This is a genomic window from Pseudomonas sp. Pse35 (assembly GCF_024519715.1).
GTDB lineage: Bacteria > Pseudomonadota > Gammaproteobacteria > Pseudomonadales > Pseudomonadaceae > Aquipseudomonas > Aquipseudomonas paracarnis.
This window is the reverse complement of record NZ_JALJRP010000001.1, coordinates 26,005-44,565: the sequence shown is the minus strand read 5'-3', so window position 1 is coordinate 44,565 and position 18,561 is coordinate 26,005. Positions and strand designations below refer to the sequence as shown.

At 61.2% G+C, this 18,561-nt stretch carries 19 protein-coding genes; 10 read left to right on the top strand and 9 right to left on the bottom strand.

Annotated features, from left to right (window positions below; translation table 11 throughout):
* Nucleotides 1–104 precede the first annotated feature (104 nt).
* Nucleotides 105–593 (top strand): phosphate-starvation-inducible protein PsiE, encoded by a 489-nt coding sequence (locus OC445_RS00200; protein WP_014717052.1) that lies wholly within the window; start codon nucleotides 105–107, stop codon nucleotides 591–593.
* Here OC445_RS00200 and OC445_RS00195 read toward each other — a convergent pair.
* From OC445_RS00195 to OC445_RS00185, 3 genes are all read right to left on the bottom strand, one after another.
* A complete protein-coding gene (locus OC445_RS00195) occupies nucleotides 590–907 on the bottom strand; it encodes a DUF3509 domain-containing protein (RefSeq protein WP_020301218.1) in 318 nt (105 codons plus the stop codon). The genes OC445_RS00200 and OC445_RS00195 overlap by 4 nt on opposite strands.
* A 265-nt stretch (nucleotides 908–1,172) precedes the next feature.
* Entirely contained in the window at nucleotides 1,173–2,462 is a 1,290-nt protein-coding gene (locus OC445_RS00190; protein ID WP_198791267.1) for a serine/threonine transporter, read from the bottom strand.
* Nucleotides 2,463–2,523: 61 nt separating this feature from the next.
* Nucleotides 2,524–3,900 (bottom strand): L-serine ammonia-lyase, encoded by a 1,377-nt coding sequence (locus OC445_RS00185; protein ID WP_054897739.1) that lies wholly within the window; start codon nucleotides 3,898–3,900, stop codon nucleotides 2,524–2,526.
* A 137-nt stretch (nucleotides 3,901–4,037) separates the two neighbouring features.
* On the opposite strand from OC445_RS00185, the gene OC445_RS00180 reads away from it, so the two are divergent.
* Entirely contained in the window at nucleotides 4,038–4,985 is a 948-nt protein-coding gene (locus OC445_RS00180) for a LysR substrate-binding domain-containing protein (protein ID WP_054897740.1), read from the top strand.
* Nucleotides 4,986–5,198: 213 nt separating this feature from the next.
* The gene (locus OC445_RS00175; protein ID WP_198791268.1) at nucleotides 5,199–5,609 is read left to right on the top strand and encodes an HPF/RaiA family ribosome-associated protein; all 411 of its coding nucleotides are present in this window, start codon (nucleotides 5,199–5,201) and stop codon (nucleotides 5,607–5,609) included.
* Between the two features lie 55 nt (nucleotides 5,610–5,664).
* Here the strand turns inward: OC445_RS00175 and OC445_RS00170 are convergent, their stop codons facing one another.
* Nucleotides 5,665–7,176, bottom strand: coding sequence for an MFS transporter (locus OC445_RS00170; protein WP_198791269.1), 1,512 nt, complete (start codon nucleotides 7,174–7,176; stop codon nucleotides 5,665–5,667).
* Between the two features lie 104 nt (nucleotides 7,177–7,280).
* On the opposite strand from OC445_RS00170, the gene OC445_RS00165 reads away from it, so the two are divergent.
* Nucleotides 7,281–8,153 (top strand): LysR family transcriptional regulator, encoded by an 873-nt coding sequence (locus tag OC445_RS00165; RefSeq protein ID WP_054897742.1) that lies wholly within the window; start codon nucleotides 7,281–7,283, stop codon nucleotides 8,151–8,153.
* Nucleotides 8,154–8,285: 132 nt separating this feature from the next.
* Here OC445_RS00165 and fecA read toward each other — a convergent pair whose 3' ends face one another.
* The 3 genes from fecA to OC445_RS00150 form a co-directional block, all read right to left on the bottom strand.
* Complete coding sequence (fecA, locus tag OC445_RS00160) at nucleotides 8,286–10,622, bottom strand: TonB-dependent Fe(3+) dicitrate receptor FecA (protein WP_089041334.1); 2,337 nt, start codon at nucleotides 10,620–10,622, stop codon at nucleotides 8,286–8,288.
* A gap of 221 nt (nucleotides 10,623–10,843) precedes the next feature.
* On the bottom strand, nucleotides 10,844–11,785 hold the full coding sequence (locus tag OC445_RS00155) for a FecR domain-containing protein (RefSeq protein ID WP_198791270.1): 942 nt from the start codon (nucleotides 11,783–11,785) through the stop codon (nucleotides 10,844–10,846).
* Entirely contained in the window at nucleotides 11,782–12,270 is a 489-nt protein-coding gene (locus OC445_RS00150; RefSeq protein ID WP_014717061.1) for a sigma-70 family RNA polymerase sigma factor, read from the bottom strand. The genes OC445_RS00155 and OC445_RS00150 overlap by 4 nt, the downstream gene beginning before the upstream one ends.
* Before the next feature lie 171 nt (nucleotides 12,271–12,441).
* On the opposite strand from OC445_RS00150, the gene OC445_RS00145 reads away from it, so the two are divergent.
* The 5 genes from OC445_RS00145 to OC445_RS00125 are packed head-to-tail and all read left to right on the top strand — an operon-like array spanning nucleotide 12,442 to nucleotide 16,201.
* Nucleotides 12,442–12,744: a DUF3649 domain-containing protein gene (locus tag OC445_RS00145; protein ID WP_014717062.1), complete on the top strand. Its 303-nt coding sequence runs from the start codon at nucleotides 12,442–12,444 to the stop codon at nucleotides 12,742–12,744.
* On the top strand, nucleotides 12,741–14,315 hold the full coding sequence (locus OC445_RS00140) for a PepSY-associated TM helix domain-containing protein (RefSeq protein ID WP_262019899.1): 1,575 nt from the start codon (nucleotides 12,741–12,743) through the stop codon (nucleotides 14,313–14,315). The genes OC445_RS00145 and OC445_RS00140 overlap by 4 nt, the downstream gene beginning before the upstream one ends.
* Nucleotides 14,315–14,641, top strand: a complete 327-nt coding sequence (locus OC445_RS00135; protein WP_034128665.1) for a DUF3325 domain-containing protein — start codon at nucleotides 14,315–14,317, stop codon at nucleotides 14,639–14,641. Before OC445_RS00140 ends, OC445_RS00135 begins: the two co-directional genes overlap by 1 nt.
* A 7-nt stretch (nucleotides 14,642–14,648) precedes the next feature.
* Nucleotides 14,649–15,227 carry an RNA polymerase sigma factor gene (locus OC445_RS00130; protein WP_054897746.1) on the top strand — a complete coding sequence of 193 codons (579 nt, stop codon included), beginning with the start codon at nucleotides 14,649–14,651 and terminating at the stop codon, nucleotides 15,225–15,227.
* Nucleotides 15,224–16,201, top strand: a complete 978-nt coding sequence (locus tag OC445_RS00125) for a FecR family protein (RefSeq protein ID WP_054897747.1) — start codon at nucleotides 15,224–15,226, stop codon at nucleotides 16,199–16,201. Before OC445_RS00130 ends, OC445_RS00125 begins: the two co-directional genes overlap by 4 nt.
* A 230-nt stretch (nucleotides 16,202–16,431) precedes the next feature.
* Here OC445_RS00125 and OC445_RS00120 read toward each other — a convergent pair whose 3' ends face one another.
* Together OC445_RS00120 and yejK are read right to left on the bottom strand one after the other, a co-directional pair.
* Complete coding sequence (locus OC445_RS00120) at nucleotides 16,432–16,782, bottom strand: glutaredoxin family protein (RefSeq protein WP_054897748.1); 351 nt, start codon at nucleotides 16,780–16,782, stop codon at nucleotides 16,432–16,434.
* Complete coding sequence (gene yejK / locus OC445_RS00115) at nucleotides 16,782–17,786, bottom strand: nucleoid-associated protein YejK (protein ID WP_003171997.1); 1,005 nt, start codon at nucleotides 17,784–17,786, stop codon at nucleotides 16,782–16,784. Before yejK ends, OC445_RS00120 begins: the two co-directional genes overlap by 1 nt.
* Before the next feature lie 396 nt (nucleotides 17,787–18,182).
* Between yejK and OC445_RS00110 the strand changes: the two genes are divergently transcribed.
* Nucleotides 18,183–18,464 (top strand): HU family DNA-binding protein, encoded by a 282-nt coding sequence (locus OC445_RS00110; RefSeq protein ID WP_003188840.1) that lies wholly within the window; start codon nucleotides 18,183–18,185, stop codon nucleotides 18,462–18,464.
* Nucleotides 18,465–18,561: the final 97 nt, after the last annotated feature.

Here is an 18,561-nt window from a genome sequence, read left to right as displayed (position 1 = left end):
CGGCCACCATCTTATTCCCCAGCCCTGGCCTTTTTTCTGCATGCAGAACAACCGTCACGTCCACCCCGCATTATCCGGTCGAGCCGACCTAAGGAAGCATCATCGTGAAAATCAATTGGGCCGAAAGGCTGCGTCAGCAAGTACACGGGCTGGCCGAGTCGCTGGGTAATCTGTTTGTCGAGTCGTTCCATTACCTGGCGCTGTTCGCCATTGGTGCGGTGACCGCTTGGGCGGCGGTGATGGAATTCCTGGGGATGCTGGAGAACGGGCACATCAAGATCGATGACATCTTGCTGTTGTTCATCTACCTGGAATTGGGCGCGATGGTCGGGATTTACTTCAAGACCAACCACATGCCGGTGCGCTTCCTGATCTACGTGGCGATCACTGCGCTCACCCGTTTGCTGATCTCCAACGTGTCGCACCACAACCCGCCGGACCTGGGCATCATCTACCTGTGCGGCGGCATTTTGCTGTTGGCGTTTGCGATCTTGGTGGTGCGCTACGCCTCGTCGGCCTTCCCTTCGGTGAAGGTCGAAAGCCCGCGTCGCAAGGGCGAAGCGAGCCTTGAGACCGAGAAGGGCGAGCTTTAAAGCCCGACGCTGAAGGGCAGGGTGCGGGCGGGCGGTCGCTGCAGGAGTTTGTGGCTGTCGCCGTCCGTCATCAGCTCCAGGATTTCTACAGCGCTATGGCCTTGTTCGATGGCGATGCCGAACTGGATGCTTTGCACCAGGCGCTTGAGGCGTTGCGGGTCGTTGCGTTGTTCGGCGCTGATCATGCGCTTGGCCACTACGCCGGTCTCGTTCGAGAGGGTGAGCATAATGCTGCCGTCCAGCCGTTGAATGCTCAGGTTGACGCGGTATTGGGGGCTGAACGTGTCGGTGATGATCTGAAAAGGATTGTCCATGGTGCGTTACCGCCTGATAAGAACATGCAGTCATTGACGGCCGGTGTCGGGATTAGTTCGCATTGCCTGACCACTGGCCAAATTCCGTTTTCCTCAAAAGCTCTACAGCAAAGGCCGTGCCGTACAGCGATTTACCCGGCACAGAAATCCAAATGTGGGAGCGGGCTTGCCCGCGATTGCGGTGTATCAGCCAATCAATAGTTGGCTGAATGATCGCTATCGCGGGCAAGCCCGCTCCCACATTGGATGTATGTCGTGAGCTAATTCAGGGCATTACGGAAAAAACGATCGCAGACAGCGCAATCAGGCCGATGACCACCACAAATACATTCGATACCTGACCTGAATACTGGCGCAAAGATGGCACGCGGCGAATCGCGTACATCGGCATCAGGAACAGCAGGCACGCGATGATCGGTCCGCCCATGGTTTCGATCATGCCCAGGATGCTCGGGTTGAAGGTGGCCACGGCCCAGCAAGTCAGCACCATGAACAACGCGGTGCAGCGTTCCAGCCATTTCGCCGACATCGAACGGTTGCGCCCGCGCAGGGATTTGACGATCAAGCCTTGGAAGCCTTCGCTGGCACCAATGTAGTGGCCCAGGAAGGATTTGGTGATCGCCACCAGCGCGATCAACGGTGCGGCGTAGGCGATTACCGGCGTCTGGAAGTGGTTGGCCAGGTACGACAGGATCGAGATGTTCTGCGCCTTGGCAGCGGCCAGGTCAGCCGGTGACAGCGCCAGCACGCAGCTGAAGCAGAAGAACATCACGGTCAGCACCATCATGCCGTGGGCGGTGGCCAGGATGCCGCTGCTTTTGCGCTCGGCCTGGGCGCCATAGACGCGTTTCTGGTCCACGGCAAAGGCGGAGATGATCGGCGAATGGTTGAACGAGAACACCATTACCGGGATCGCCAGCCACAACGTCTTGAAGAACAGCGGCAACGGCATGCCTTCGCTGGCCGAGGCGAAGAACGCGCCGTTCCAGTTGGGAATCAGGCTGAACGCCAGCAGCAGCAAGGCGGCCACGAAGGGGTACACCAGCACGCTCATGGCCTTGACGATCACGCCCTGGCCGCAACGCACGATGGCCATCAGGCCGAGGATCAGCACCAGCGACAGAATCGCCCGGGGCGGCGGCGCCATGTGCAATTGGTGCTCCATGAAACTGCCCAGGGTGTTGGTCAGCGCCACGCTGTACACCAGCAGGATCGGGAAGATCGCAAAGAAATACAGCAGGGTGATCAGCTTGCCGGCGCCGACACCAAAGTGTTCCTCGACCACTTCGGTGATGTCGCCGGATTTGCCCGACAGCACAAAGCGCGTCAGCCCACGGTGGGCGAAGAAGGTCATCGGAAAGGCCAGCAGCGCCAGCACGATCAGCGGCCAGAAACCACCGACGCCGGCATTGATCGGCAGGAACAGGGTGCCCGCGCCGATGGCGGTGCCGTAGAGGCCGAGCATCCAGGTGGTGTCGTGTTTGGTCCAACCGGTGGTTACTGTGTTTTCTCTGACATCGGGATTTTCGGCAGCAGGTGTACGTACATCAGTCATCGGTATTGCCTCGTTATTATTTTTGCGCGGGCTCACGTTGGGGCGGGTAGCAGTGCTCCGATCAGCACTCCACCCAGCTGACCGCCAGGCCGCCCCGTGAAGTTTCTTTGTATTTGTCATGCATATCGGCGCCGGTATCGCGCATGGTGCGGATGACCCGGTCGAGGGAGATGAAGTGTTTGCCGTCGCCGCGCAGGGCCATCTGCGTGGCGTTGATCGCCTTGACCGCCGCAATGGCATTGCGCTCGATGCACGGCACCTGCACCAGGCCACCGACCGGGTCGCAGGTCAGGCCGAGGTTGTGTTCCAGGCCGATTTCGGCAGCGTTTTCCAGTTGCTCCGGGGTGGCACCGAGGATATCGGCCAGGCCTGCGGCGGCCATGGCACAGGCCGAGCCCACTTCGCCCTGGCAGCCAACTTCGGCGCCGGAGATGGAGGCGTTTTTCTTGCAGAGGATGCCGACGGCAGCGGCGGCCAGGAAGAAATTGACCACGTCGTCGTCAGACGCGTCGGCGTTGAATTTCATGTAGTAATGCAGCACTGCCGGGATAATCCCGGCCGCGCCATTGGTCGGGGCGGTGACCATGCGCCCGCCAGCGGCGTTTTCTTCGTTGACGGCGAGGGCGAACAGGTTGACCCATTCCATCGCCGACAAGGTCGAGGTGATCACGTTGGGCTTACCGATTTCCAACAGGTTGCGATGCAACTTCGCGGCGCGACGGGGCACATCCAGGCCACCGGGCAGGATGCCTTCATCGCGCAGGCCCTGTTCCACGCACTCGCGCATCACCGACCAGATATGCAGCAGGCCGCTGCGGATATCTTCATCGCTGCGCCACGCCCGTTCGTTGGCCATCATCAGCTCGGATACCCGCAGGCCGTGCTTGTTGCACAAGGCCAGCAGTTCTACGGCGCTGGAAAAGTCGTAGGGCAATTGCACGTCGCTGGTCGGCGCAATGCCTGATGCAGCTTCGGCGGCTTCGATGATGAAACCACCGCCCACCGAGTAATAGGTTTGTTCGCTCAGCAGGCCGCTGTCGCCATAGGCGTGCAAGGACATGGCGTTGGGGTGGTACGGCAGGCTTTCGTCCAGCAGCAGCAAGTCGGTGTGCCAGTTGAAAGCAATTGCCTGAGAGCCCGCCAGCAGCAATTGGCCGGACTCGCGCAGTTGCTGGATACGCGCATTGATCGAGGTGGGGTCGACGCGATCTGGCCATTCACCCATCAAGCCCATGACACAGGCGCGGTCGGTGGCATGGCCGACACCGGTAGCGGACAGCGAGCCATACAGGCGCACTTCGACGCGACGGGTTTGGCTGAGCAAATGCAGGTCGGTCAGGGCTTGGGCGAATGTCGCGGCAGCGCGCATCGGGCCAACGGTGTGGGAGCTGGAAGGGCCGATGCCCACCTTGAATAGATCGAAAACACTGATAGCCATGCTAAAGCCTTACAAGCAATGGAGTAGAAATCGCTGCCATGTTTTGTAGAGCAGGCGGAATTGGCGCGATACTGAGCCTCTGGATCGGTACTGACCAACGAATTATCCTAAGACACCCTTTAGCAGGACTAAACGCTATGACTCGCCCCCTCCATGGCCAGACCTATGTCTGGCTGCATGTGTTTTCCTGCGCTGCGCGGCATCTATCGTTCACCCGCTGCGCCGAGGAACTGCACATCACGCCGGGAGCGGTGAGCCAACAAATTCGCCAGCTAGAAGAGCGCCTGGGCTTTCGACTGTTTCATCGGCGTGCGCGAGGCGTTGAACTCAGCGCCGAGGGGCAGCGCCTGGCGGCCGTGGTGGGTGAGGCTTATGGCAGCATTGATGCCGAACTGCAGCGCCTGGACGCCGGGATGATCAGCGGCACCTTGCGCCTGCGTTCTATCCCCTCATTTCTGGGCAAGTGGCTGACCCCGCGTCTGCCACGTTTTCAGCAGCGCTTTCCGGACATTCAACTGCGCATGGTCGCCGAAGACAGCAGCATCGCCCTGCATGAAGGCGACTTCGACCTGGCCATCGACCTCAACGACGGCAGCTACCCTGGCTTGTTATCCACAGCCCTGTTGGACGAACAGATATTCCCGGTGTGCGCCCCCAGCCTGTTGCGTGGCCGCCCACCCTTGCATGGCCCGGCGGATCTGGCCCATTTCCCGCTGCTGCACGACATCACGGCCTGGCGTGGGAGTTATGAATATGCCGAATGGGAGTTTTACCTCAATGCCATCGGCTACCACGGTGCCGACGTACGGCGCGGGCACACCTTCAACCGCAATCACCTGACTATCGAAGCCGCCATCGCCGGCATGGGCGTGGCGATTGCGCGGCGCACCTTGCTGAACGATGAGCTGGAGCGCGGCACCTTGATCGTGCCGTTCGGCCTGGCCGTGCCCAACCATAAACGCTACGTGCTGCTGTATGCGCCGGGCGCGTTGAACCATCCGGGCGTGCGTGCGGTGCATGACTGGCTGGTGGAGGAAGCGGGGATTTTTCGCAGCTTGCACCCGTTGGGAGAGGGGCAATTGTGAGGAAAACAGAACGTAAGAAGTTGTAACTAACTCCCCACCCTACCAGCGTTTTTGCTCGTCGTCAGGGTTAATTTGTAATGTAGGATTTATCTTTGCAAAGGGGTTGAAATGTTTCAGCAGGTGCTCAATTGTGTAATCAAGAGGTCATGGTTTCACCACCCCGGTGTTGCAGTTTGTGACCTCTGGCGAGCTAGCTGAAATAAGGGAAGAACTATGCAAATCCAAGTCAATAGCGATAACCATATTGAAAGCAGCATCCGACTGGAGGAGTGGGTACGTACTACCATTGAGAGCACGCTCGAACGCTACGAAGAAGACCTGACCCGTGTAGAGGTCTACCTGCGGGACGAGAACGGCGACAAGCCCGGCCCCCACGATTTGAGTTGCCGTCTGGAAGCACGGCCAAAGGGCCATCAACCAGTTTCCGTGTGCCATAAAGCCGATACGCTGGAGCAAGCGATCGATGGCGCCGCAGTCAAGCTCGACCACGCACTGGAACATCTGTTTGGCAAACTGCAAGGCAAGCCGCGCGCTGTCGGTAAAAACCAGCCAATCAACAAAGTGAACGAAGACGCTTTGGAAGAGGAATTCCTGGAAAACGAAAACGCTGCCATTAACGGCTGATTGTTTTTTCATTCCCCAATGAAAACGGGCCTGCACATGCAGGCCCGTTTTTCGTTCAGCGCTCACGCCGGAAGAAATGCCGACTCAGCATCGCCAGCCCGCAGGCGCCCAACCCCGCAAACAGCATGGCCCAGCCGGCGCCGCTGCGCAGTGCTGTTTGCGCATCCAGAATGGTCAGCCCCGGCGCATCCAACTTGCCGGCGGCAATATGCTGGCTGAGGCTTGCCCACTCCATTGCCGTGCTGTCAGGCAGCACATGGGCCAGGTTGTGGCTGATCCCTAACAACAACACAAGGCCCATCAGCGCGATATTGATCGCCAGGGTGATCAGCCGTGCGCTGAAGTCGATGCCCGAGGCCATGCCTGCGCGGTCATTCGAGACGGAGCCGGTGGTGGTGTTGGTGGTCGGCGAATTGGTCAACGCCAGTCCGATACCGGCGATCACGCAACTGAGCAGCACCAGCGCCACGCTGGGTTGTTCGGCGTAATTAACGGCGGCCATTCCCATGAACCCTGCGCCCATTACCCCCAGGCCCAGGGGAATGATGCGTTCGGCGCCAAAGCGTAGGGCCAGGCGTTCGGCCAGCGGCGGTACCAGCAAAGTCGGCAAGGTGTAGGCGAGCAAGGCGGCGCCTGTGGTCAGCGTGTCGTAACCCAGGCCCGCCTGGAAGTACAACGGCAGGTAAATCATGAACGGCCAGAAGCTGAAGTTCATGCCGATCGAGCCCATCAACGCGCCATTGAAACGTTGGATGCGGAACACCGAGAAGTCGAACATCGGATGGGCGCTGCGCCGCTCAATCAAGATAAACAGCAGCAGCCCGAAGACCGACAGGCCAGCCCAGCCGAGCATCGCCGGGGCGCAAAAGCCGATTTCGCTGCCCTGGGTGATGAAATAAACCAGCGCAAACACCGTGAGTGTCATGGTCAGCATGCCGGCGATGTCGAGGCGATGGTTGGCCGGGTCGCGGGATTCCTGCACGCTGATATGCAACAACGCCAAGGTGAACAGGGTCAGCGGTACATGCACCAGGAACACCCAGCGCCAGTCCGCCACGGCCAGGATCATGGCTCCCACCATCGGTCCGAAACCCAGGCCCACGCCAGCGATGACGCCCCATATCGCAAAGGCCCGCGCACGCGCCGCCGGTTCGCGGAACTGATGGGACAAGATCGCAAATTGGCAAATCATCATGGCCCCGGCGCCAATGCCCTGGACGAAACGCGCCGCGATCACTGTCGGCGCATCGTTGGCCAAGCCACAGGCCAGCGAGGCCAGGGCGAATACCCACAGACACACCACCAGCACACGCCGACGACCGAAGCGATCCGCCAAGGTCCCCGCCGCCATCAGCACGCTGGTGCAGGCCAGAGTGTAGGCATTCATGATCCATTGGGCGTCTTGAAAACCCGTGCCCAGTTCCTGTTCCAGCGTCGGCAGGATGACCGGCACGCTGGAGATTTCCAGGCCGAACATCAGGGCCACCAGGCAGACGGCGGTGAGGGCCAGGCCGTTCCTGGCGGTGCGCGGGGGAGTGAGGGCCGAGAGTGCGGCGGCGCGGGGCATACGACATTCCTTTCGAAAGCGAGAGGGGCTATTCTCTCGGGAATCAGGTTCTTTATTGGCGATAATTTTTCCGTTAACAAGGGAATACAGGGCGACAATTAAGCATGGCTACCCCACGTTTTGATGGTGTCGAACTCTTTCTGCAGATTGTTGAAAGCGGCAACCTCACCGAAGCCGCCGAACGCCTGAACCTCACGCGTTCTGCGGTGGGCAAGGGCCTGGCGCGTCTGGAGGCGCGCCTGGGCACGTGCCTGTTACAGCGTTCCACCCGGCGCCAGCGGTTGACCGAGGACGGGCAGGCGTACTACGAGCATTGCCTGCGCGCATTGGCAGAGCTGGAGGCCGCCGAGTCCGTGTTGGAAAGCGGCCGCCAGCAACCTCGGGGGCGTTTGCGAGTGAGTGTGCCCCTGGCGTTTGGGCATCACTATGCCGCGCCAGCGTTGTGGGCCTTGCTGGATCGTTATCCGGAACTGGAAATCGACCTTTGTTTTTCCGACCGCATGATCGACTTGGTGCAGGAGGGCTTCGATATGGCCGTGCGCATCGGCCCGTTGCCCGACACCGACCGCCTGAGCGCACGGCGCCTGGGTCAGCAGGTCATGGGGCTGGCAGCGTCGCCGGCGTATTTGCAGCGCAAGGGTGCTATTGGCAGTATCGAAGACCTGGCCGCTCATCGTGGCATTGCCTACCGCAGCAACACCGCGCAGCGCTCGCGCCTGGCTTCGCCCTTGATCGTGGACGACCTCCAGGCGGTAGCCGATGCCGCCATCGCGGGCGTAGGCCTGGCCTGGTTGCCGAGTTGGTTGATTGCCCACTATGCGCTGCGCGGGCAGTTGCAGGCCGTGCTGCCCAGCTACCGTGAGCAACCTGCGCCGATCCATGTGATCTGGCCGACGGCGGCGCATATGCCGGCCAAGACGCGGTGTGCCATTGACGCGTTGGTGGCGGCCACCCCGAGTTGCCTGGCGGGCAGTTAGATCCTGAACATACTGAAAACCATCTGTAGGAGCGAGCTTGCTCGCGAAAAACGTCAACGATAACGCGTGTTTGCTGAATGAACGCGGCGCCTGTGAGTTTTTCGCGAGCAAGCTCGCTCCTACAAAATACAATTAGAACGCGATAGAGGTTTGTACATACACCGTACGCGGCTCACCCACGTACTTGCCCTTGTTGTTGTCATCGAACGAGCGGGTGTAGTACTGCTTGTTGAAGATGTTCTTCACCCCCACCGCCACATTCAAGTCCGACAACTGCGGGCCGAAATCGTAGGCTGCGCGGCTGCTGAACAGCATGTAGCCGGGGATGCGCCCATTGGCACCGTCGGCGCTTTCGGCCTGGGTGTTGGCGTTGTCGGCGAACTGGCTGCTCTGGTAACTGCTGTCCACATTCAGCTTCCAAGGGCCTTCGGTGTAACCCACGCCGAGGGTGCCTTTGTGCTTGGAGGAGAAGGGCACGCGGTTGCCTTTGTTGGGGCCGTCTTCGCGGATGGTCGCATCCACATAGGCGTAGGTGGCGTACACATCGAAGCCGGCCAGTGCGGGGCTCAGGCCGTCGAGGGCGTAGTTGATGCTCGACTCGATGCCTTGGTGGCGAGTTTCACCGCGGGCGATCACGGTGTCGTTGGTCTGGTTGCTGTCGTACTGGTTGTCGAAGTTGATCAGGAATGCGCCGATTTCTGCGCGCAAGCTGCCGTTGTCGTAGCGCGTGCCGAGTTCCCAGGTGCGGGCTTTTTCCGGTTTCACTTCGCCACTGTTCACACGGTTGGGCATCTGGCTGTACTGCACGCTGCCGAACGAGCCTTCGGTGTTGGCGTAGAGGTTCCAATCATCGGTGAGGTGATAGAGCACGTTCAGCGCTGGCAGTGCGGTGTTGTAGTCGCCCTTGTATTTGACGTTGCTCAGGTTGTTAGTCTGCTGGGACTCGATCATCTCGTAGCGAATGCCTGGGGTGATGGTCCACTTGCCGATGTCGATGCGGTCGTCGATGAAGAACGCATTGGCTTCGGTGCCGCCGCGCGTGTCGCGGTCGTTGCGGCTGTTGGTGGTGGGGATTTGCTGGTTGACGGCAATCGGCGTGCGGTAGCGCAGCTCGTGGCCGGCTTCATTGATGTAGCGGTAGCCAACACCCACTTCGTGGCTGGTGGGGCCGAGGTCGAAGCCCTGGGCGAAGCGCGTTTCCAGGCCACGTACCCAATATTCCCGTGGCGACAGCGACAGGAAGCTGCCTTGGTCCAGGTAGCCGCTGCGCAGGGTCTTGGTGAAGAAACTGTTGACCGTGAATTCCCGACGGTCCTGCTCGTAGCGGTAGCCTACGTTGAACATCGTGCGGCGGCCCCAGAACTTGTCGTAGGGGCGGGTGGACTGGTACGGATCAGCCTTGTAGTCCTTGACGTTCAAACCGCCCGGCATGTCGGCCTGGCCTTCGTAGTACTGCGCCATGGCGTTGAAGCTGTTGGCGTCGTCCAACTGGTATTTGCCCTTGAGGATCAGGTCGTCGATGCGCGTGTTGCTGTTTTCGCGCCAGTCGCCGCCGCGGGTGCCGGAGTACAGCAGCGCGCCACCCAACCCATTGTCGGCGGTGCCGCCAGCCAGCAAGTTGCCGGTGGTCTTGAAGCCGTCGTGGCTGGAGGAGGGGCTGGTCTCGGTCTGCAAACCACCCTTGACCGTCGGCGCATCCGGGATGGCACGGGTGACGAAGTTGACGATGCCACCGACGTTTTGCGGGCCATAGCGCACCGCACCGCCGCCACGTACTACATCCACCGCGTCCATATTGCCCATGCTGATCGGCGCGAAGGAGAGTTGCGGCTGGCCGTAAGGCGCGAAGGGCACCGGGATGCCATCCATCAGCACGGTGGAGCGCGACGCCAGGCGCGGGTTGAGCCCGCGAATGCCGAAGTTCAGTGCCATGTCGTGGCTACCGGTGCCGTTGTTGTCCGGGGCGTTGACGCCAGGGATGCGGTTGAGCACATCGCGGGCCTGGGTGGCGCCCTGGCGTTCGAATTCTTCACGGCGGATCACATCTCGGGCGCCGGGGTGTTCGAACACGTTGGTTTGCGCCGCGTCACCGAGCCAGTCGCCGACCACGTTGGAGGTCTGCAACTCCAGTGTGGAGGGGGCGCCGGCCGGTTGCAGGCTGTAGGCGTTATCCCCCTCGGCGCGGGCTTGCAGGCCGGTGCCCTCCAGTAGTTTTTGCAGGCCCTCGGCAGTGCTGTAGCTGCCCGATAACCCAGGGCTTTGCATCCCTGCCGTCACGGCGGAGCCGAAGGACACCAGTACGCCGGCTTCGCGACCGAATTGATTCAGGGCCGCTTCCAGGGTGGTCGGGGCGATATGGTACGCCTTGGCGTCGGCTGCCATCACCGCCGGCAGTGTGGTCAGGCTGAGACTGGCACCGAGCAGGAGTTGGCGCAGTGTACGGGCGAGAAGCGTCGGGTGCTGGGGCATGAAGGGCGGTCCTGAGAAGGAAGGATCAAGGTGGCTTTCCTTCTCTGTCACGCCAGGTGCGGAAAACGGCTCACAGCTGCAAAAAATATTTCGAGCTCACCGCCCACTGTAGGAGCGAGCTTGCTCGCGAAGGTCGTCAACGATCACGCGGGTTGTCTGGTTTAACGCGGTGGGTTGAGGTTTTTCGCGAGCAAGCTCGCTCCTACAAAAAGCGCTATGCATCACGCACGTGCCTGCACGGTCACCCAATAACGGGTAAAGCGCCGCACTTTCACCGGCAGGCTGATCTCCAGCAGGTCGAGGATGCGTTCGCTGTCATCCAGTGGGTAACTGCCGGACAGCAGCAGGTTGGCGACTTGTGGATCGCAATGGAGCTGGCCGCGACGGTAGCGTCCCAATTCATTGAGGAAGTCTTCCAGGCGCATGTGTGCGGCCACCAGCATGCCGTCGGCCCAGGCGCCGCTGTTGGCGTCGGTGGGGCGCGGGGTGTCCCAGCCTTTGCGGGTGAAATTGACTTGGTGCGCGGCGTCGACACTAAGCGGCAGGCCGTTGTAGCGGTTGGGCATCACCTCGACCTGACCGGCCAGTACCGCCAGTTGGGTGTGGTCGTTGAACTGGCGCACAGTCAAGCGCGCCGCCTGGCTGCTGAGCAGGCCCTGGCCGGTCAGCACGTGCAACGGCGCCTGGCCTGCACGGGCGGTGAGCAGGATTTCACCTTCAAGCAGGCGCACCAGGCGCTGTTGGCCGTCGAAATGCACATCCACCGCGCTGCCGGTGTTGAGCTGCAACTGGCTGCCGTCGGCCAGCTGTACTGTGCGGCGCTGGCCCACCGGGCTGCGATAGTCAGCCGTCAGCGGCGGCAGAATATGTTGCTGGCGCAGGCTCCAGGCGGCGGCCGAACCGGCACCCAGAATCAACAGCAATTTAAGCGCCTGACGCCGGCTGGTGGAGGTGGGCGCGTTCAACGCCGCGTGGGCCAGGGGCGAGGGCACGCCGCGCAGGCGTTGGTTGACGCGCTGGATCTGCTCCCACGCGCGTTGGTGTTCGCTGTGGGCATTCAACCATTGCTGCCAGGCCGCCTGCTGGCGTGGGTTGAGCGTGCCTTGCTGCATTTCCAGCAACCAGTGCACGGCTTGTTGGGCGACTTGGCTGGAGACATTCATAGGGCGAAGTAGCAGCGCATGGCCGCTTTGGTCAGGTGGCGTTTGACCGTGGCGATGGAGATGCCCAGTTGCGCGCCGATTTGCGCGTAGGTCAGGCCGTCGAGTTGGGCCAGCAGGAAGGCGCGTTTAACCTGCTTGGGCAAGCCGTCGAGCAGTTGGTCCAGTTCCAGCAGGGTCTGCAGGATGATTGCGCGGTCTTCTTCCGACGGCGCCACATGTTCGGGCATCTGCGCCAAGGCCTCGAGGTAGGCGCGCTCCAGGTCCTGGCGGCGGTAGAAGTTGAACAGCACACGCTTGGCCACGGTGGTGAGGAAGGCGCGCGGCTCGATCAGCGTTGGCGCTTCCCGGGCACTGAGCACGCGGATAAAGGTGTCCTGAGCCAGGTCGGCGGCGTTTTCCGGGCAGCCGAGCTTGCGTCGCAACCAGCCGGTGAGCCAGTGGTGATGGTCGTTGTACAACACTTCGACGGGGTTGGACGGCTGCAACGCGATCACTCCACAAGCATTCGACATGCTTTAGAGAACAAGAATTGTTCGCATTGTAGGGCGCATGACAAGGTTCGGCAATCGGCCAAGGCAGGTGATTCATCCGTTCTCTTTTGCTTATGAGAATATTTATCATTAATATTGCGCGCTGATGAACCAGGCGCCTGCCGCATGAAAAGCAAAACCTCATTGCCCGTGTCCTACCGCCTCGCCGTCACCTCGCGCGTGCTGGCGGCGGTGATTGGCGGTTACCTGATGGCTTCCCTGGCCGCCATTTGCCTGGCGCTCTGGCTGCCCACCTCCCGTGCCGATGCGGTGGTCACCGGCATGATGAGTTCCTTTGTGTTCTACCTGCTGGCGGTGCTCTGGTGTTTTGCCTGCCGCACGGCATGGCGCGCCTGGGCAGGGGTGATGGTGCCGAGCGCACTCTTGGCCACCCTGGCCGGCATCGGTTTTTGGATGGCTCGCACATGAAAGAGGGCTTTCGCCAGGCCATGGCCTGGCTGCACACCTGGGCAGGCTTGATCTTCGGCTGGCTGCTGTTCGCGATTTTCCTGACCGGCACCCTGGCCTATTTCAAAGATGAAATAACCCACTGGATGCAGCCCGAAGTGCAGGCCCATCCCCTGGACGATGAGCGCAGCCTCGCCGTCGCGCAAAACTATCTGCAACAGCAGGCGCCTACCGCCGCACGCTGGTTCATTACCTTGCCGAACCGCCGCGACCCCGGCTTGTCGGTGATGTGGCAAGACAAGGTCGAGCCCGGCAAGCGCGGCACTTTCATCCAGAAAGTCCTCGACCCCGTCACCGGCCAACCGGTGCAGGCCCGGGAAAGCAAGGGCGGTGAGTTCTTCTATCGCTTCCACTTCCAACTGCAAATGCCTTACCCGTGGGGCCGCTGGCTGTCGACCATCGCTGCCATGGTGATGTTCGTCGCGCTGATCACGGGCATCATCACCCACAAGAAAATCTTCAAGGACTTCTTCACCTTCCGCCCGCGCAAAGGCCAGCGCTCCTGGCTGGACGGGCATAACGCGGTGGGTGTGCTGGTGCTGCCGTTTCACCTGATGACCACCTACAGCAGCCTGGTGATTTTCATGAGCATGGTCATGCCCGCGCCCATCGTGGCGTCCTACGGTGACGACAGCCGGGCGTTTTTCAGTGAGCTGTTCCCCGCTACTGACAATGCGCCGGCCCTCGGCCAGCCGGGCAAACTGCTGCCGTTGATGCCGATGTACCAGCAGGCGCGGGAGCAGTGGGCAGGTGGTCATGTAGGGCGTGTGGCGGTCAACAACCCTGGCGATGTCAACGCCTCGGTCAATGTGTTCCGCGCCGGCTCCGACAGCGTAGTGCATGCGTCGGGCAGTACGTTGTCGTTTAGCGGCACCACTGGCGAGCTGTTGCGGGCCAGTGCCGAGCCATCGTTGCCAGCGGTCGTTGGTGGCAGTTTCTACGGTTTGCACATGGGCCATTTCGCCGGCCCGGTGCTGCGCTGGCTGTACTTTATCTGCGGCCTGGCGGGCACGGCGATGATCGGCACAGGCTTGGTGATCTGGCTGGGCAAACGTCAGCTCAAACACGCCAAGGCCTCGGTGATGCCCTTTGAACTGCGTTTGGTGGAGGTGCTGAATATCGCCAGCATGTCCGGATTGATGATCGCCATTGCAGCGTTTTTCTGGGCCAACCGCCTGCTGCCGGTGAGCTTCACTGAGCGTTCGGACTGGGAAGTGCAGGCGTTCTTTATCGCCTGGGGCCTGAGCCTGTTGCACGCTTTGCTGCGGCCCGGTCGCCAGGGCTGGGTGGAGCAACTGAGCCTCGGCGCGCTATTGTTTGCCGCCATTCCATTGCTTAACGCCATCACCACCTCGCACCACTTGGGCGTCTCCGTGCCAAGTGGCGACTGGGCCATGGCCGGCTTCGACCTCACCTGCCTGGCGAGTGGCGTGTTCCTCGCCTGGGCAGCCTGGACGATGCACCACCGCAGCGCGCCGCTACCCAAGGCCGAGCGTGCCCGCGGGTTAACACTCAAGCAGCAGGCCAACTGATGCTTCTGGCGCTTTTGATGTGCTACGCCGGGTTCATGGCACTGTGCTTGTCCACCGACCGTCACCACGGCGAACTGCTGCACAGCAAACCCACGCCCATTCGGCGCTTGGGGTTGCGGGTGGGCGGTTGGTTGCTGCTGGGCGTGTCGATCTGGCCGTCGGTGCTGGGCGCCGGTTGGAGTCAGGGCCTGGTGGAGTGGTGCGCGGTGTTGATGCTCAGCGCCTTGCTACTGGTGTTGCTGTTGCCGTATCGGCCGAGGCTGGCCTTGATCCTCGCGGGGCTCGCTCTTCTGGCCAGCCCTGTTGCGGCGTTCGCCCTCTCTTGAGCCGGCCATGAGGACCCAACCACCGCAATCTTCTCAGGACACTCCGCACCCGGATGCAGCGGGTGGACGCGCGCATTTCCTGCAGGTGTTTTTGTCCCAGCGCTCGCAAATGGAGGCGTTGGTCAGCCGCCGTGTGGGTTGCCGCGCCACGGCAGCCGACCTGGTGCAGGATCTGTTCCTGCGCTTCTGGCGTCGCCCGCTGGTGCAGGTCGAAGAGCTGAGCACCTACCTGCTGCGCTGCGCCGGCAACATCGCCATCGACCACCTGCGCAGCGAAAGCGCACGGGCGCGCAGCAGCGAAGGCTGGCTACCGGAACAATCCGACCACCAAGGCTGCGAACCCCAGGCAGCGCTGGAGGCGGGCAATGATCTGCGTCATGTGGAAGCCGCCTTGCGCAGCTTGCCCGAGCGCACCCGCCAGATTTTCCTGCTTAACCGCATCCACGGGCGCAAGTACACCGAAATTGCCAAGGCCATGGGCCTGTCCCAAAGCGCCGTGGAAAAACATATGATGCGCGCCCTCGAAGCCTGCAAGGCCAGCCTTCGCGAACCATCGCCTCCACGCACGCCAGGGAACGCCCCGTGAACGTCACGCCCACGCCCGCCCAGGAACAGGCCGCGCTCGATTGGTTGTGCCTGCTGCATGACCAGCCCAGCAGCGGCGACCAGGCCACGTTCAGCCGCTGGTTACGCGCAGATCCCGCACACGTCGAGGCATACTCCCAAGCCCAGGTGCTCTGGGAATTAAGCGAAGTACCGGCGCGCCAGCTGGCCGACGAGGACGCGCTCGCGTTGCAGGGCTACCTCAACACGATCAACGCCTCCAAACGCTCCCGGGTAGCGCGTTGGTCTGGTGCCTTGGCCGTCGCCGCCTGCTTGCTGCTGATGGTGTCGATGGGCGTCGGTTGGCAGCCGTCACGCTGGGTCGATGAGTGGGGCGCCGATTATGTGACGGCGCCGGGGGAGGTGAAGACCTTCACCCTGGCCGATCAATCCAAGGTCACCCTCGACGCCGACAGCGCCATCGCCGTGGATTTCAGCCAGGGCGAACGGCACATCCAATTGCGCCGTGGTGCAGGTTTTTTCAGCGTGACCCACACCGGCCAACCCTTCGTGGTGGAGGCGAGCGGCGGTGAAACGCGAGTACTGGGAACTCAGTTTGAAGTGCGCCTGCAACCTGACGGCGCCGAGGTCACTGTGCTGTCCGGCCGTGTGGGCGTGACGCCCTCCAAACAGGGCCAGCAACAGGTGCTGACAGCAGGCCAGCAAGTGGCCTACGCCGATGGTATTGCCGACCCTTTGCATGGGGTCGACAGCGCCTCACGCCTGGCCTGGCGCGAGGGTTGGCTCAACTACTACAAGGCCCCCCTGGCCGATGTGGTCGAGGACCTGAGGCGTTATTACCCCGGTCGAATTCTTCTGCTTAACGAGGACATGGCCGCCAAACGCGTCAGCGGCAGCTTTCCGAGCCAGGACCCTGTAGCGGTCTTGAACGCCTTGCAAGCGGTGCTGGGTTTTGAACAGCACAGCCTGTTGGGCCGCATGATTGTGCTGCGCTAGGGCTGCGTTGGGGTTTTCGCTGCTGAATCTGTCAGGCAAGAAATACCTCAGCTCGACACGCTCGGCGATGGTGTCGCTGGAGGCCAATTTTAAATCACACCCCAGAGCTCGATGCGCAGAGCAGACTTGTGTGGGAGCTGGCTTGCCTGCGATAGCGGTGTGTCAGTCACAGGTATTGAACCTGTTACACCGCCATCGCAGGCAAGCCAGCTCCTACATTTGATTGGGTGTTACTTCAGGGCGGCCATGATTGCTTCGGGGTTGTAGTCGCGAATCAAGGTGCCGTTCACGTCCACAAACGGAATCCCGCCACCGCCCAGCGCCTCATACGCCTTGCGCGCCTTGGCATCCTTTTCGATATCGACGGCTTGGTACGGGATACCCTTCTGGTCCAGAAAACGCCGGATCTGCTTGCAGTACCCACACCACTCGGTGGCATAGAGCACCACCCGCGCAGAGGCACGTACGCGCTCGGGCGCCACCTGGGACGGGTTGAACAGCCGCTCCACCTTGCCCCAGTTCTGGATCGCAACCACCACCAGCAATACCAGCAGGACTTTCTTGAGCACCCCGCCCAGCATCAGTTACGGCGCTTGAGCTGGTCGGTCAGTTGGGTCGGCAGGCCCTTGATGATCAAGGTGCCGGCGGCTTCGTCGTACTCGATCTTGTCGCCCAGCAGGTGCGCTTCAAAGCTGATGGACAGGCCCTCGGCGCGCCCGGTGAAGCGGCGGAACTGGTTGAGGGTGCGTTTGTCGGCCGGAATCTCCGGCGACAGGCCGTAATCCTTGTTGCGGATATGGTCGTAGAAGGCTTTTGGCCGGTCTTCATCGATCAGGCCCGAGAGCTCTTCCAGGCCCATGGGTTCGCCGAGCTTGGCCTGGCTGCTGGCGTAGTCCACCAGGGTCTTGGTTTTCTCGCGGGCGGACTCGTCGGGCAGGTCTTCGCTCTCGACGAAGTCACTGAACGCCTTGAGCAGGGTGCGGGTTTCGCCCGGGCCGTCGACGCCTTCCTGGCAGCCGATAAAGTCGCGGAAGTACTCCGAGACCTTCTTGCCGTTCTTACCCTTGATAAAGGAGATGTACTGCTTGGACTGCTTGTTGTTCTGCCACTCGGAGACGTTGATACGCGCCGCCAGGTGCAACTGGCCCAGGTCCAGGTGGCGCGAGGGCGTCACGTCCAGCTCGTCGGTCACCGCCACGCCTTCGCTGTGGTGCAGCAGGGCGATGGCCAGGTAGTCGGTCATGCCTTGCTGGTAATGGGCAAACAGCACATGGCCGCCGGTGGAGAGGTTGGATTCCTCCATCAGCTTTTGCAGGTGCTCTACCGCTGTGCGGCTGAAGGTGGTGAAGTCCTGGCCACCGTCAAAGTATTCCTTCAACCAACCGCTGAACGGGTGCGCGCCGGACTCGGCATGGAAGAAACCCCAGGCCTTGCCTTGTTTGGCGTTGTAGCTCTCGTTGAGGTCGGCAAGCATGTTCTCGATGGCGGCGGACTCGGACAGCTCCGAGTCGCGGGCGTGAAGAACTGCGGGTGTGCCGTCGGGTTTTTTGTCGATCAGGTGGACGATGCAATGACGGATCGGCATAGGCTTCTCGGCTGGTTGAAGGGGAGCGGTTGGCCTCCCCGAAAAGTCGCCCAGTGTACCGCACCCATTGGTCAAGACGTGCCCCGAACGGCATTTTGCACGCCCTCCCACTGGCCATATGCCTTTTTTTCACGGTTTAGAGCGATAAAGCTGACCAAATGGGTATGTTGAGGCGGATATTTCCCCGTCTCTGTGCTAGTTTTGCCCCGTCTTACGCCAAGTCTCGGCGTTAAGCGTGCATTCAGCATTTGTCAGGTCGAACCAATCCCCGTTTCAAGCATCTATAACCCCGATCTCCGTGGTTATGGCCGGGGATGCCAGGCCATGACGGTCGGGCTCGACGGCTGACACTGCACTCTGCAATCCATATGAATTTGATAGGGAAGGAACACCACAATGGCTATTACTAAAGACCAACTGATCGCTGACCTGGCTGAAGCAGTAGACGCACCGAAAACTACCGTGCGCGCTCTGCTGGACCAACTGAGCCAAGTTGTTGCTGATCAGCTGGAAAATGGCGGCGAAATCACTCTGCCAGGCGTTGGCAAACTGAAAGTGACCGAGCGTCCTGCCCGTACTGGCCGTAACCCTTCGACTGGCGCTGCCATCGAAATCGCTGCCAAGAAAGTTATCAAGCTGGTTGTGGCTAAAGGCCTGACCGACGCTGTTAACAAGTAAGACGCAGCAAAAAAACCGTGCTTCGGAGTGATCCGGGCACGGTTTTTTATTGCCTGCGATTTTATTGTAGAGCGCGGTTATTGTGGCGAGGGAGCTT

Coding starts and splice junctions, on each gene's coding strand:
- OC445_RS00195 (WP_020301218.1), bottom strand. CDS start 907: ATGGACAATCCTTTTCAGATCATCACCGACACGTTCAGCCCCCAATAC.
- OC445_RS00190 (WP_198791267.1), bottom strand. CDS start 2,462: ATGACTGATGTACGTACACCTGCTGCCGAAAATCCCGATGTCAGAGAA.
- OC445_RS00185 (WP_054897739.1), bottom strand. CDS start 3,900: ATGGCTATCAGTGTTTTCGATCTATTCAAGGTGGGCATCGGCCCTTCC.
- OC445_RS00180 (WP_054897740.1), top strand. CDS start 4,038: ATGACTCGCCCCCTCCATGGCCAGACCTATGTCTGGCTGCATGTGTTT.
- OC445_RS00175 (WP_198791268.1), top strand. CDS start 5,199: ATGCAAATCCAAGTCAATAGCGATAACCATATTGAAAGCAGCATCCGA.
- OC445_RS00170 (WP_198791269.1), bottom strand. CDS start 7,176: ATGCCCCGCGCCGCCGCACTCTCGGCCCTCACTCCCCCGCGCACCGCC.
- OC445_RS00165 (WP_054897742.1), top strand. CDS start 7,281: ATGGCTACCCCACGTTTTGATGGTGTCGAACTCTTTCTGCAGATTGTT.
- fecA (WP_089041334.1), bottom strand. CDS start 10,622: ATGCCCCAGCACCCGACGCTTCTCGCCCGTACACTGCGCCAACTCCTG.
- OC445_RS00155 (WP_198791270.1), bottom strand. CDS start 11,785: ATGAATGTCTCCAGCCAAGTCGCCCAACAAGCCGTGCACTGGTTGCTG.
- OC445_RS00145 (WP_014717062.1), top strand. CDS start 12,442: ATGAAAAGCAAAACCTCATTGCCCGTGTCCTACCGCCTCGCCGTCACC.
- OC445_RS00140 (WP_262019899.1), top strand. CDS start 12,741: ATGAAAGAGGGCTTTCGCCAGGCCATGGCCTGGCTGCACACCTGGGCA.
- OC445_RS00135 (WP_034128665.1), top strand. CDS start 14,315: ATGCTTCTGGCGCTTTTGATGTGCTACGCCGGGTTCATGGCACTGTGC.
- OC445_RS00130 (WP_054897746.1), top strand. CDS start 14,649: ATGAGGACCCAACCACCGCAATCTTCTCAGGACACTCCGCACCCGGAT.
- OC445_RS00120 (WP_054897748.1), bottom strand. CDS start 16,782: ATGCTGGGCGGGGTGCTCAAGAAAGTCCTGCTGGTATTGCTGGTGGTG.
- yejK (WP_003171997.1), bottom strand. CDS start 17,786: ATGCCGATCCGTCATTGCATCGTCCACCTGATCGACAAAAAACCCGAC.
- OC445_RS00110 (WP_003188840.1), top strand. CDS start 18,183: ATGGCTATTACTAAAGACCAACTGATCGCTGACCTGGCTGAAGCAGTA.